At 72.4% G+C, this 12,907-nt stretch carries 10 protein-coding genes; 6 read left to right on the forward strand and 4 right to left on the reverse strand.

Translation table 11 applies throughout. The features are described from left to right. The first annotated feature begins 67 nt into the window (after positions 1 to 67). From ACIBTU_RS30215 to ACIBTU_RS30230, 4 genes are all read left to right on the forward strand, one after another. Positions 68 to 2,890: a GNAT family N-acetyltransferase gene (locus ACIBTU_RS30215; RefSeq protein ID WP_399129716.1), complete on the forward strand. Its 2,823-nt coding sequence runs from the start codon at positions 68 to 70 to the stop codon at positions 2,888 to 2,890. A gap of 83 nt (positions 2,891 to 2,973) precedes the next feature. Beyond that, positions 2,974 to 3,564, forward strand: coding sequence for a DUF5998 family protein (locus tag ACIBTU_RS30220; protein ID WP_188336415.1), 591 nt, complete (start codon positions 2,974 to 2,976; stop codon positions 3,562 to 3,564). After that, positions 3,561 to 4,748 (forward strand): alkaline phosphatase family protein, encoded by a 1,188-nt coding sequence (locus ACIBTU_RS30225; protein ID WP_399129717.1) that lies wholly within the window; start codon positions 3,561 to 3,563, stop codon positions 4,746 to 4,748. The genes ACIBTU_RS30220 and ACIBTU_RS30225 overlap by 4 nt, the downstream gene beginning before the upstream one ends. A gap of 69 nt (positions 4,749 to 4,817) precedes the next feature. Beyond that, positions 4,818 to 5,468, forward strand: coding sequence for a thymidine kinase (locus ACIBTU_RS30230; protein ID WP_188336413.1), 651 nt, complete (start codon positions 4,818 to 4,820; stop codon positions 5,466 to 5,468). A gap of 12 nt (positions 5,469 to 5,480) precedes the next feature. On the opposite strand, the gene ACIBTU_RS30235 is transcribed toward ACIBTU_RS30230, so the two are convergent. Continuing rightward, a complete protein-coding gene (locus tag ACIBTU_RS30235; RefSeq protein ID WP_399129718.1) occupies positions 5,481 to 6,263 on the reverse strand; it encodes a VOC family protein in 783 nt (260 codons plus the stop codon). Between the two features lie 216 nt (positions 6,264 to 6,479). On the opposite strand from ACIBTU_RS30235, the gene ACIBTU_RS30240 reads away from it, so the two are divergent. After that, the gene (locus ACIBTU_RS30240) at positions 6,480 to 7,334 is read left to right on the forward strand and encodes a sulfurtransferase (RefSeq protein WP_399129719.1); all 855 of its coding nucleotides are present in this window, start codon (positions 6,480 to 6,482) and stop codon (positions 7,332 to 7,334) included. Positions 7,335 to 7,409: 75 nt separating this feature from the next. Here the strand turns inward: ACIBTU_RS30240 and sepH are convergent, their stop codons facing one another. Next, positions 7,410 to 8,492 carry a septation protein SepH gene (sepH, locus tag ACIBTU_RS30245; protein ID WP_399129720.1) on the reverse strand — a complete coding sequence of 361 codons (1,083 nt, stop codon included), beginning with the start codon at positions 8,490 to 8,492 and terminating at the stop codon, positions 7,410 to 7,412. Between the two features lie 519 nt (positions 8,493 to 9,011). On the opposite strand from sepH, the gene ACIBTU_RS30250 reads away from it, so the two are divergent. Then, on the forward strand, positions 9,012 to 10,265 hold the full coding sequence (locus ACIBTU_RS30250; protein WP_399129721.1) for a hypothetical protein: 1,254 nt from the start codon (positions 9,012 to 9,014) through the stop codon (positions 10,263 to 10,265). A gap of 13 nt (positions 10,266 to 10,278) precedes the next feature. On the opposite strand, the gene ACIBTU_RS30255 is transcribed toward ACIBTU_RS30250, so the two are convergent. After that, complete coding sequence (locus ACIBTU_RS30255) at positions 10,279 to 11,607, reverse strand: D-arabinono-1,4-lactone oxidase (protein ID WP_399129722.1); 1,329 nt, start codon at positions 11,605 to 11,607, stop codon at positions 10,279 to 10,281. Further along, a complete protein-coding gene (locus tag ACIBTU_RS30260) occupies positions 11,558 to 12,811 on the reverse strand; it encodes an MFS transporter (RefSeq protein WP_399129723.1) in 1,254 nt (417 codons plus the stop codon). The genes ACIBTU_RS30255 and ACIBTU_RS30260 overlap by 50 nt, the downstream gene beginning before the upstream one ends. Positions 12,812 to 12,907: the final 96 nt, after the last annotated feature.

The raw sequence follows: 12,907 nt of genomic DNA on the forward strand, positions 1-12,907 counted from the left end.
CGGGCCGCCGGGCACGCGACCCGTACGACAGACGCCACTTGTCGGTGGTCCGCCCTACTCTTGCCGCATGGAGACCCCGTCGGACCGGCACGCCTACCCCTCCCACTGGGAGGCCGACGTGGTGCTGCGCGACGGCGGCACCGCGCGGATCAGGCCCATCACCACCGACGACGCGGACCGGCTGACCAGCTTCTACGAGCAGGTGTCGGACGAGTCGAAGTACTACCGCTTCTTCGCCCCCTACCCCCGGCTGTCCGCCAAGGACGTGCACCGCTTCACCCATCACGACTACGTGGACCGGGTGGGACTCGCCGCCACCGTGGGCGGCGAATTCATCGCGACCGTGCGCTACGACCGGATCGACGCGCACGGCCGGCCCGCCTCCGCGCCCGCGGACGAGGCCGAGGTCGCCTTCCTCGTCCAGGACGCCCACCAGGGGCGCGGCGTGGCCTCCGCCCTTCTGGAGCACATCGCGGCCGTCGCGCGCGAGCGCGGCATCCGCCGGTTCGCCGCCGAGGTGCTCCCCGCCAACACCAAGATGATCAAAGTCTTCACGGACGCCGGATACACCCAGAAGCGCAGCTTCGAGGACGGCGTCGTACGCCTCGAGTTCGACCTGGAGCCCACCGAGGCCTCCCTCGCCGTGCAGCGCGCCCGCGAGCAGCGCGCCGAGGCCCGCTCCGTCCACCGCCTCCTCGCCCCCGGCTCCGTCGCCGTGATCGGCGTCGGACGCACCCCGGGCGGCGTCGGCCGCAGCGTTCTGCACAACCTGAAGGAGGCCGGATTCACCGGCCGCCTCTACGCGGTCAACAAGGCCTACCCGGAAGGCCTCACCGAGGCCGAGGGCGTCCCCTTCCACCGCTCCGTGCGCGACATCGACCCGGCCGTCCAGGTCGACCTGGCCGTCGTTGCCGTCCCCGCCCCCCAGGTGCCCGAAGTCGTCGCCGAGTGCGGCGAGCGCGGCGTCCAGGGCATCGTCGTCGTCTCCGCCGGCTACGCCGAGAGCGGCCCCGAAGGACGCGAACGCCAGCGCGCCCTCGTCCGCCAGGCCCGCACCTACGGGATGCGCCTCGTCGGACCGAACGCCTTCGGGATCGTCAACACCTCACCCGACGTGCGCCTCAACGCCTCGCTCGCCCCAGAGATGCCACGCCCCGGCCGCATCGGACTGTTCACCCAGTCCGGCGCCATCGGCATCGCCCTCCTGTCCCGCCTGCACCGCCGCGGCGGCGGCGTCACAGGAGTCACCGGAGTCTCCACCTTCGTCTCCGCCGGCAACCGCGCGGACGTCTCCGGCAACGACGTCCTGCAGTACTGGTACGACGACCCCGACACCGACGTCGCCCTCATGTACCTCGAATCGATCGGCAACCCCCGCAAGTTCACCCGCCTCGCCCGCCGCACCGCCACCGTCAAGCCCCTCGTGGTCGTCCAGGGCGCCCGGCACAGCGGCGTCGCCCCCACCGGACACACCGTCCGCGCCACCCGGCTGCCCTACGCCACGGTCTCCGCCCTCCTGCGCCAGGCCGGCGTCATCCGCGTCGACACCATCACCGAGCTCGTCGACACCGGCCTCCTCCTGGCCCGCCAGCCGCTCCCCGCCGGCCCGCGCGTCGCCATCCTCGGCAACTCGGAATCCCTCGGCCTGCTCACCTACGACGTGTGCCTCTCCGAAGGCCTGCGCCCCAAGACACCCCGCGACCTGACCACCGCCGCCACTGCAGCCGACTTCCGCGCCGCGCTCGAAGCCGCCCTCGCCGACGACAAGACCGACTCCGTCGTCGTCACCGCGATGCCCGCCGTGGGAGAGGACATCACCGGCGACGCCGAGCTCGCGGCCGCCCTGAGCGCCGCCGCGGCCACCGCGCCCGCCAAGCCCGTCCTCGTCGTCCACGTCGAGCTCGGCGGCCTCGCCGAGACCCTCTCCCGCGCCGCCAGCACCGGACCGAACGCGCCCGGCACCCAGGCACCCCGCCCGGCCCCCACCGCCGCGGAGACCCCGGCCGGCGCCGCCCCGCGCCTCATCCCCGCCTACCCGGCCGCCGAGCGCGCCGTCCACGCACTCTCCGAAGTGGTCAAGTACGCCCAGTGGCGCCGCGACACCGCCGAGCCGGGCAAGGTCCCCGAGTACGAGGACATCGACGAGGCCGGGGCCGCCGCCCTGATCGCCGAGGCGCTCGCCGCCGACGACGACCCGCGCGGCATCGAGCTCACCCCCGAGGACACCCGCGCCCTGCTCTCCCACTACGGGATCACCGTGCGCCGGACGCTGCCCGCCCCCGACGCGGACCAGGCCGCACAGGCCGCCGCCGCACTCGGCTACCCGGTCGCGCTCAAGACCACCGCCCCGCACCTGCGCCACCGCGCCGACCTCGGCGGCGTCCGCCTCGACCTCGCCGACGAGCGCGAGCTGCGCCGCGCCTACGAAGAGCTCACCGACCGCCTCGGCAAGCCGGCCGAGCTCCGCCCCGTGATCCAGGCCATGGCACCGCGCGGCGTCGACACCGTCGTCCGCGCGGTCATCGACCCCGCGGCGGGCGCCGTCCTCTCCTTCGGCCTCGCCGGAGCACCCTCCGAGCTCCTCGGCGACACGGCGCACCGCCTGATCCCCGTCACCGACAAGGACGCCCAGGCGATCGTCCGCTCGATCAAGACGTCCCCGATCCTGTTCGGCTGGCGCGGCGCCGCCCCCGTGGACACACCCGCCCTGGAGGAGGTGCTCCAGCGCGTCTCACGGCTCGTCGACGACCACCCCGAGGTCGCCGCGGTCGCCCTCGAGCCGGTCGTGGTCGCCCAGGACGGTGTCACCGTCCTCGGCGCCTCCGTCCGCCTCGCGCCACCACCCGCCCGCGACGACCTCGGCCCCCGCACCCTGCCCGCCGCCTTCTGACCCCGCCACGGGCGGCCCCGGGCCCCGCGAGCGTTGTCCACAGGCGCACCGGAGGCCTCTTGGCGGGCCTTAAGATGGAGGGCATGGCCAAGACCAGTACGACGACCCAAGGGCTGCGCGCGGCGATCGAGCGCAGCGGCTACTACCCGGCCCTCGTGGCCGAGGCGGTCGAGGCCGCGGTGGGCGGCGAGGCGATCTCGTCGTACCTCGTGCACCAGGAGACCACGTTCGACGCGAACGAGGTGCGTCGTCATGTCACCGTCCTGGTCCTGACCGACACCCGCTTCATCGTCAGCCACACCGACGAGCAGGCGGCCGACAGCACCTCCCCGACGCCCTACGCGACCACCTCCACCGAGTCCGTCAAGATCGGCCGGATCTCCTCGGTCGTCCTCAGCCGCGTCGTGGCGAACCCCGAGAAGTACGTCCCGGGCACCCTGCCCCGTGAGGTCGTCCTGACCATCGGCTGGGGCGCCGTCTCCCGCATCGACCTGGAGCCCGCCGCCTGCGGCGACCCGAACTGCGAGGCGGACCACGGCTACACGGGCAGCTCCACCGCGGACGACCTGAGCCTGCGCGTCAGCGAGGCCGGCGACGGCCCGGAGACGGTGCGCCAGGCCCTGACCTTCGCCCAGTCCCTGTCCGAGGCGACAGCGGACGCGGGACGCCGATGACCCAGGCCGCCTGGGACGACGTAGAGCCCCTGCCCGTCCACACCGCTCCCGTCCCGGCGTACGGCACCGGCTCCCTCGCCGACCTGCTGCCGACCCTCGGCTCCCACCTCGGCGTCCCCGACTGCACGGCGGCGATCCCCGAGCTCGCCCCGGCCGACCGCGCCTGCGTCTTCCTCATCGACGGCCTCGGCTGGCGCCAGCTTCAGGAGCACCCCGACGAGGCGCCGTTCCTCAGCTCGCTCATGGCGTCCTCGCGCGGCGGCACCGGCCGCCCGATCACCGCGGGCTACCCGGCCACCACCGCGACCTCCCTCGCCTCGGTCGGCACCGGCCTGCCGCCCGGAGCCCACGGCCTGCCCGGCTACACGGTGCGCAACCCGGACACCGGCGAGCTCATGAACCAGCTCCGCTGGAACCCGTGGACGAAGCCGCAGACCTGGCAGCCGTACCCGACCGTCTTCCGGCGCGCCCACGACGCCGGAGTCCACACCGCGCAGGTCTCCGCGCCCGCCTTCGAGTCGACGCCGCTCACCAAGATCGCGCTCAGCGGCGGCACCTTCCACGGCCGTCTCTCCGGCGAGGACCGCATGGACCTGGCCGCCGAGCAGCTGGCGGCGGGCGACCGCTCGCTGGTCTACACGTACTACAGCGAGGTCGACGGCAAGGGGCACCGCTTCGGCGTCGACTCCGACGCCTGGCGCGGCCAGCTCATGTACGTCGACCGGCTCGCCCAGCGCCTCGCCGAGCAGCTCCCGCCGCGCAGCGCCCTGTACGTCACCGCCGACCACGGCATGATCGACATCCCCTTCGACGAGCAGTCCCGCATCGACTTCGACGAGGACTGGGAGCTGCGCGCCGGAGTCGCCCTGCTCGGCGGCGAGGGACGCGCACGCCACGTGTACGCGGTCCCCGGCGCCCAGGGCGACGTCCTCGCCGTCTGGCGCGAAGTCCTCGGCGAGCAGTTCTGGATCGCGAGCCGCGACGAGGCCATCGCCGCCGGCTGGTTCGGCCCACAGATTGATCAACGGGTGTACGAGCGACTCGGCGACGTGATCGCGGCCGCCCGCGACGACGTCGTCATCATCGCTTCCGAGAACGAGCCGAACGAGTCGAAGATGGTCGGCAACCACGGCTCCATGACCGAGGCCGAGCAGCTCGTCCCCCTCCTCGAAGTACGCTCCTGAACGCGCCACGCCCGCCCGACCGTTCCCACGGATCTCCCTGAACTCCCCCTGAAAGGTGCTCACTTCCCCATGCCCGAGCTGGTGTTCTTCTCCGGAACGATGGACTGCGGAAAGAGCACCCTGGCTCTGCAGATCGAGCACAACCGCTCCGCACGCGGCCTCCAGGGCATGATCTTCACCCGCGACGACCGGGCCGGCGAGGGCAAGCTCTCCTCGCGCCTCGGCCTGGTCACCGACGCCGTGGAGGTCGCCGACGACCTGGACGTGTACGCGTACGTCGTCGAGCACCTCTCCCAGGGCGGCAGGGTGGACTACGTGATCGCCGACGAGGCCCAGTTCCTCGCACCCGGCCAGATCGACCAGCTCGCCCGCGTCGTCGACGACCTGGACCTGGACGTCTACGCCTTCGGCATCACCACCGACTTCCGCTCCAAGCTGTTCCCCGGCTCGCAACGCCTGGTCGAACTCGCCGACCGCGTCGAGGTGTTGCAGGTCGAGGCGCTCTGCTGGTGCGGCGCCCGCGCCACCCACAACGCGCGCACCATCAACGGTGAGATGGTCGTCGAGGGCGCCCAGGTCGTCGTCGGCGACGTGAACCACGCGGAGGACGAGATCGGCTACGAGGTGCTCTGCCGACGTCACCACCGACGCCGCATGACCGCCGCCTCCACCCGCGCGGGAGCCCTGTCCCCGGACGTGCTGCCCGTCGCCGCCGACTGAACGCCGGACGGACTACCCGTCGCTCTCCCGCGACGCCACCAGCGCGAACCGCGCACCCTCCGGGTCCGCCACCGTGGCCACCCGCCCGTGCGCGCCGTCCCGCGGCGCACGCACCACGCGCCCGCCCAGATCGGCGACCCGCTCGACGGCCTCGTCCACGTCCTCGACCTCGAAGTACGTCATCCAGTGCGGCCCGCGGTCCCGGGGGAGCGCGTGCCCGACGCCCTGCACGGAGGCCACGGGGCGATCCTCCAGACACAGCGTCAGACAGTCGAAGTCGGCCGAGATCACCGCCTCTTCGGTGTATCCGAACACCGCCTGGTAGAACTTCGCGACACTCGCCGTCTCCCGTGTCACCAGCTCGTTCCACGCCACCGCGCCCGGCACCCCGGTCAGCCCCGTGCCCACATGCGCAGCGGCCTGCCAGATGCCGAACACCGCGCCTTCCGGATCGGAGCCGATCGCCATCCGGCCCGCCTCCCCGGCGTCCAACGGCCCCACCCCGACGGTGCCGCCGCAGTGCCGCACCGACTCGGCGGTCGCGTCCGCGTCGTCCGAGGCCAGGTACGGCGTCCACGCAACGGGGAGCTGCCGGTCGGGCGGCAGCTGACCGATCCCGGCCACCTCCTTGCCGTCGAGCAGCGCCCGCACATACGGGCCGAGCTGCTCGGGGCCCGGCCTGAACTGCCAGCCGAACAGCGCCCCGTAGAAGTCCTGGGTCGCCACCATGTCGTGCACCATCAGGCTCACCCAGCAGGGGGTGCCAGGTGCGCGACGGGCCGCTGCCTCGGTCATCGTCACTCTCTCCTCTGATGGCGGCACTCCGTGCCGCGCGGAGCTCCCGGACCGCGCCGGAACCGCCGGGCCCTCGCCCAGGGTGCCCGCGTTCGGGTCGCGCAGTCGTCGCGGCGCGCATCCCGGCCGTGACCGACCGGTGAACGCTCGGTAGTCGATCGAGCACGCTAGCCGAACGATGCCGCTCGGGCCAGCCCATGAGCAAGGATGGCCTCCATGAATGCCATCATCACCGCATCCGAACTCGCGAGCGACTTGGCGGCGGGGAACCCGCCCGTCCTGCTCGACGTCCGCTGGCAGCTGAGCACCGCCAAGGCTGCCGGCGAGCCCGCCTTCGACGGCAGCGCGGAGTACCGCGCGGGTCACGTCCCCGGGGCCGTCTACATCGACCTCGACGCGGAACTGGCAGGTCACGCGGGTACGAGCGGCCGCCACCCGCTGCCTGACACGGAGGCGTTCGGCGCCGCGATGCGGGCCGCCGGTGTGTCGGCGGACCGGGACGTGGTCGTGTACGACGGCGGCCAGGGCTGGGCGGCGGCCCGTGCCTGGTGGATGCTGCGCTGGACCGGTCACCCGTCCGTGCGGGTCCTGGACGGCGGCCTCGCGGCCTGGGACGGGCCCCTGGAGACGTCCGTACCGGCCCCGCAGCCCGGCACCTTCACCCCTGCACCGGGTGCCAAGGGCCTCCTCGACGCGGACGCCGCCGCCGCGCTGGCCCGCTCGGGCCTCCTCCTGGACGCGCGGGCGGCCGAGCGCTACCGCGGTGACGTGGAGCCCTTGGACCGGGTCGGCGGCCACATCCCGGGCGCGGTGTCGGCGCCGACCACGGAGAACGTCGTGGAGAACGGCCGGTTCCGCCCGGCGGCCGAGCTCGCCGAGCGCTTCAAGTCCCTTGGCGCGACCGGCGATCCGGACCAGGTCGGCGTGTACTGCGGCTCCGGCGTCTCCGGTGCCCACCAGGTGCTCGCGCTGGCTGTGGCGGGCATCGACGCGCAGCTCTACGTGGGTTCCTGGTCGGAGTGGTCCTCGGACACCTCCCGTCCGGTGGCGACGGGGCCCGACCCCCAGTGACGACCGTGCGGTGAGACGCAGTCGGGGCCCGCACCGAGCGATCGGTGCGGGCCCCGACTGCGTCGTCCGCCTCGGTCAGTCCTGCTTCTTGCGACGCGTGCCGAAGACGATCTCGTCCCAACTCGGCACCGCGGCACGGCGTCCCGGACGCACCCCGTCGGCCTCGGCCTGCCGGTCCGTGGTCCCGGTGAGCCGGTCCCGGTGTCCCGCCACACTGCGTGGCATCAGGATGTCCGCGTACGCAGATCCCGCACCGGCCGACGCGGCGGGCGCCGGCGGCTCCTCCACGGCCTCGGCGGCCGCGGGCGGCTCCGGCTCGTCCAGTGGCGGCGGCTCGGGAGCCGCCGACGGACGCTCCGGCAGCACGAGGTCGCCGCGGTAACTGGGCACGGCTTCCAGGAGGCTGGTCAGCGAGTCCCGCTCCGAGGAGGAGGACGACGCGATCGCCGGCAGGTTCTCCTCGAGAGGAGGCTCCGGCGGTGTCGGACGCTCCAACTGCCGGTCCAGGGCGCGGTCCAGCGGACGGTCCCGGGGCAGCCGGGCGATCCGCGGCACGAACGGGAACGTGGGTTCGGGCGCACCGATGTCGTCGGACTCGCCGATCAGTGAGCGTGCCTCGTCGTCCACGGCCTGGACGAGCCGGCGCGGCGGGTCGTAGGTCCAGCTCGCCGAGTGCGGCTCACCCGCGACCCGGTAGACGAGCAGGACCTCCCAGGTCCCGTCGTCGCGGCGCCACGAGTCCCACTGGACGGTCTCCTTGTCGGCGCCGCGCAGCACGAGTCGTTCCTGCACCGCCTCGCCGAGCTGGGGGCCGGTGTTCTCGCCGGGACGGCGCACGGGAGTCTTCCTGGCCCGCTCGGCCATGAAGGCACGCTCCGCGAGCACGGGGCCCTCGAAACGGCGCACACGGTCGACGGGGATACCCGCGAGCTGGGCGACCTCCTCGGCAGAGGCACCGGCACGTATACGCGCCTGGATGTCGCGGGGGCGGAGATGACTCTCCACCTCGATCTCGATCTGGCCGAGGCGCGGACGGTCGCCGCGTACCGCGGCCCGGAGGCGCTCGTCGATCGGAAGCGTGTACTCCGTGCTGTCCGCAGCCTTCAGCACCAGCCGTGTGCCGTCGTTAGAGACGGCCACGACACGCAGTTCGGGCATGGGGACCTCCCGGGTGGTGCCTGCCGACGTCACGTGCGTCGCTGCTTCCGCTAGTCGAGTGTGGCCTGCCCGGGTGCAGCCTGCCACAACCTTGCTGAGTTGCCCGGCGTGTCGGGCACGGGCCCAGGATCGCCGTTATGACACGGTTACCTGTTCGCAACGCTAAGTGACGGAAGTCGTCACCCTGTGCAACAAGCCCCCTCCTGACGGCCCTGGAAGGCCTCGGGCACCCTGGCGGGAGACCGGGCCCAGGGCTCGCAACAGTACTCCATTCGGGCCACTCACGTGGATCGGCACGCCGCCGAACTTCTCACAGGGGAGGGGAGTTGGGTACGGGGCCTCGGTACCGGAAGGGCGATTCGTGGGGGATCCGCGTGGCGTGCTTCACGAAATCTGCAGAACCGGAACTGTGCTCTTCGTCCATACGTCCCCTTGTCGTGCGGCACAAGAAGTTCGCGTAGCCTCGAGGGCTTCCTGTGTATTGGGCGTTATGTCGAGAAAGGCAGGCAAGATCCACAGATGGGCGAGAAGCCGGAGAACTCCGAAGACGGTCAGGGCGAGGTCAAGGAGAAGAAGCGGCTGGATCTGAGCGTGCCTCAGGTGGCGGGCAGTGCGGTCGCCGCCGTCGTGGCCGCGAAACTCGCCTCCAGCTTCGGTGTCTACGGGACGATCCTCGGCGCCGGTGTCGTGAGTGCCCTCGCGACCTGCGGAGGCACCGTCTTCCAGCACTTCTTCAAGCGGACCGGCGAGCAGATACGTGACGCGACGGTCCAGACGGAGCCGAAGGGCCGTCAGATACCCGTCACGGCGGAGGGGCGACCGGTGCCCCGGACCTTCCGCTCCGACGCCTCCATGGACGCGACGCAGGTCATGGCTTCCCCGAAGGCCGTCGCGACCGGCGTCCCGCAGCCCGCCGCCGGTGTGCTGCCCACCACCACGACCTGGGGCCGCCCGTCCGGCACGGACGACGACGCCTGGCCGGCCGACGAGGACGGCACGCAGCTCCTCGACACCGGAGCCGTGGCCGATCTGCTGCCCGACGACCCCGAGAGCGATCCGGAGCGGACCCGGCTGCTCGGCACGGCCGACCCGGAGCGGACCCGGCTCCTGCGCCAGAGCCCCGTCGACGAGGCGACCCGGCTGCTCCGGACCGCTTCCGCCGAGCCGGAGCTCGAGCCGGAGCGCGAGGGGCGGTTCGAGGGGAGCGCCGACGAGTTCACCGAGGGGACCGTGCACCGGTCCCGAGTCAAGAGCTGGAAGCGGCCGTTGATCGCCGCCGCACTCGTGTTCGGCGTCACCATGGGCGGCATCACCACGTACGAACTTGTCTCCGGCCACAGCTTCAACGGCGACAGCGGGAGCACCACGTTCCGCGACGCCTTCACCGGCCACGGCACGTCGTCCGGCGGCGACGCTCCCGCGCCCGGCACCTCGACGCGGCCGTCCGACGGCAGCAGCACCGGCACCGAGGACCGCACGCGGCAGCAGGACGGCGGCGCGGCCCAGGACGGCACGGCCACCCCGACGCCCAGCGGCAGCACCGGCAAGGGGAGCGGCACGGACCCGGACGCCGGGGCCGGCACGGGCACCGGCTCGGGCGACGACTCCGGTACGGACCCGGGGGCGGGCTCCGGCGACGGCGACTCCTCCACGAGCCCGACACCCACACCCACCCCGTCGCAGAGCGCGGGTTCCGGCACGGGCGACGACGGTTCGGCGACCGGAGCCGCCGAGGGCGCCGCGGGCGCCGACGGGCAGCCGGCCGCCCAGTGAGCGAGCCGCGTCGTCAGTCGCCCAGGATCCGCCGCAGGTAGGCGTTACCGAACAGGCGATCCGGGTCGAGCCGGTCGCGCAGCGCCGTGAACTCGTCGAAGCGCGGGTACGCCGACGCGAAGTACTCGGCGTCGCGCGTGTGCACCTTGCCCCAGTGCGGGCGCCCCTCATGGGCCGTGAAGATCTGCTCGGCGGCCGTGAAGTACCGCTGGTACGGGGTGCCCTTGTACATGTGGACCGCGATGTACGCGCTGTCCCGGCCGGACGCCGTGGACAGCGCGATGTCGTCGGCCGGGGCCGTGCGCACCTCGACGGGGAAGCTGATGCGCAGGTTCGAGCGGTCCACCATGGACTTCAGCTCGCGCAGCGTGTCCACCAGGGCCGCGCGCGGAACCGCGTACTCCATTTCCACGAAGCGGACCCGGCGCGGGGATGTGAAGACCTTGTAGGGAATATCCGTGTACGTCCGGGCCGACAGGGCCTTGCTGGAGATCTTGGCGATCGTCGGGATCGTGGCGGGCACGGCGCGGCCGATCGAATTGACCACCTGGAACATGCCGTTGGAGAGCAGTTCGTCCTCGACGAAGCCGCTGACCTTCGAGACCGGGGCCTCAGGGCCCGCGCTGCGGTTGTTGCGCTTGGTGTTGCAGCTGCCGGTGTGCGGGAACCAGTAGAACTCGAAGTGCTCGTTCTCCGCGTGGAGCTCGTCGAAGTCGGCGAGGACGCGGTCGAAGGCCATCGGCTCCTCCCGCGCGGTGAGCAGGAAGAGCGGCTCCACGGCGAAGGTGATGGCCGTGACGATGCCGAGCGCGCCGATGCCGATCCGGGCGGCCGCGAAGACCTCCGGGTTCTCCTTCTCGGAGCACGTCAGCAGCTCGCCGCTCGCCGTGACCAGCTCGAGGCCCTTGATCTGCGCCGAGATCGAGGCCGAGTCACGGCCCGTGCCGTGCGTGCCGGTGCTGGTCGCCCCGGACACGGTCTGCTCCATGATGTCGCCCATGTTCGTGAGCGACAGGCCCTCGCGGGCCAGGGCCATGTTGAGCCTCTTGAGCGGAGTGCCGGCCTCGACCGTGACCGTGCCGTTCTCCCGGTCGATACCGCGGATGCCCGTCAACAGTTGAGGGCGGATCAACACCCCGTCGGTCGCGGCCGCCGCCGTGAACGAGTGACCGGTGCCGACGGCCTTCACCTTCAGGCCGTCCTCGGCGGCCCTGCGCACGGCCGCGGTCAGTTCCTCGACCGAGGCGGGCGTCACCTCGCGCACCGGGCGGGAGACGACGTTCCCCGCCCAGTTACGCCACGCTTCGCCGCTCTTCGTGCTGCCCGTCTGCGCCGTGCTCATCGGAAGTCCCTCCCCGCTGCGGAACCGGCTGCTGCAGCCGGCGACAGCCGAGGAACGCGACCACGACCGCGACGGCCCCCGACACTCCGGGCACCCCGTACCCGGCCTTCGCACCGGCGGCGTCGATCACCCAGCCGGCCACGGAGGAACCGAGCGCGACACCGACCGCGAGTCCGGTGCTCACCCAGGTCATGCCCTCGGTCAGTTTCGCGCGTGGTACGTGCTGTTCGACGAGGGCCATCGTCGTGATCATCGTCGGTGCGACGGACAGGCCCGCAATGAAGAGCGCCACGGCCAGGAACGGCAGGCCCCCGACCAGTTGGAGGGGGATCATACTCACGGCCATCGCGACGACTCCCACCAGCCACCTGCGGGCGGGAGCCCCCTTGAAGTGCAGCAGCCCGAAAAGAGCGCCCGCGAGACACGACCCGGCCGCGTACAGGGCGAGCACGACACTGGCCATCGCCTTGTGCCCGCGTTCCTCGGCGAAGGCCACCGTCACCACGTCGACCGCTCCGAAGATCGCGCCCGTCGCCACGAAGGTGGCCACCAGCACCTGCAGCCCGCCCGCGCGGAGCGCCGAACCGCTGTTGTGCTGCTCGCGCGGGTGCGGCGTGGGCTCGGTGGCCCGCTGGGCGGTCAGCCAGAAGACGCCGACCGCGAGGAAACCGGCCGCCAGGAGAGGGCCTGCCTCGGGGAACCACGCGGTGGACAGGCCGATCGAGAAGATCGGCCCGAAGATGAAGCACACCTCGTCGATGACCGACTCGAACGAGTACGCGGTGTGCAGCTGCCGCGGCGCCTCCGAGTACAGCGCCGCCCACCGGGCGCGGATCATCGACCCGACGCTCGGCACACAGCCGATGAACGCGCAGCTCACGAAGAGCGTCCAGTCCGGCGCCGCGTACTTCGCGCACAGCAGGAGCGCCGCGGCCGCCACCAGGGACACCAGCGTGACCGGGCGCAGCACGCGCCGCTGCCCGTGCCGGTCCACGAGCCGCGAGATCTGCGGACCGATGGCCGCCGCCGACAGCGCGACGGTCGCCGACAGAGCGCCGGCGAGCCCGTAACGCCCGGTCAGCTGCGAGATCATCGTGACGATCCCGATGCCCATCATCGACAGGGGCATCCGGCCCAGGAACCCGGCCACAGAGAAGCTCTTGGTGCCGGGCAGGGCGAAAATGGCGCGGTACGGGCTGGGCAACTCGACTCCGGTCAGGCGTCGTCCAGGCACACCGGAGCGCGGCTCGGCGGGGCCGGACGTAAGGGGTAAGGCGTAAGTGCAGCTGATACAGCTTAC

This window comes from Streptomyces sp. NPDC050145 (genome assembly GCF_044460245.1).
In the GTDB taxonomy this organism is placed as follows: Bacteria; Actinomycetota; Actinomycetes; order Streptomycetales; family Streptomycetaceae; genus Streptomyces.

What these genes read in the sequence shown, in the direction of transcription:
- ACIBTU_RS30215 (WP_399129716.1), top strand. Translation starts at nt 68, where the DNA reads ATGGAGACCCCGTCGGACCGGCACGCCTACCCCTCCCACTGGGAGGCC.
- ACIBTU_RS30220 (WP_188336415.1), top strand. Translation starts at nt 2,974, where the DNA reads ATGGCCAAGACCAGTACGACGACCCAAGGGCTGCGCGCGGCGATCGAG.
- ACIBTU_RS30225 (WP_399129717.1), top strand. Translation starts at nt 3,561, where the DNA reads ATGACCCAGGCCGCCTGGGACGACGTAGAGCCCCTGCCCGTCCACACC.
- ACIBTU_RS30230 (WP_188336413.1), top strand. Translation starts at nt 4,818, where the DNA reads ATGCCCGAGCTGGTGTTCTTCTCCGGAACGATGGACTGCGGAAAGAGC.
- ACIBTU_RS30235 (WP_399129718.1), bottom strand. Translation starts at nt 6,263, where the DNA reads ATGACCGAGGCAGCGGCCCGTCGCGCACCTGGCACCCCCTGCTGGGTG.
- ACIBTU_RS30240 (WP_399129719.1), top strand. Translation starts at nt 6,480, where the DNA reads ATGAATGCCATCATCACCGCATCCGAACTCGCGAGCGACTTGGCGGCG.
- sepH (WP_399129720.1), bottom strand. Translation starts at nt 8,492, where the DNA reads ATGCCCGAACTGCGTGTCGTGGCCGTCTCTAACGACGGCACACGGCTG.
- ACIBTU_RS30250 (WP_399129721.1), top strand. Translation starts at nt 9,012, where the DNA reads ATGGGCGAGAAGCCGGAGAACTCCGAAGACGGTCAGGGCGAGGTCAAG.
- ACIBTU_RS30255 (WP_399129722.1), bottom strand. Translation starts at nt 11,607, where the DNA reads ATGAGCACGGCGCAGACGGGCAGCACGAAGAGCGGCGAAGCGTGGCGT.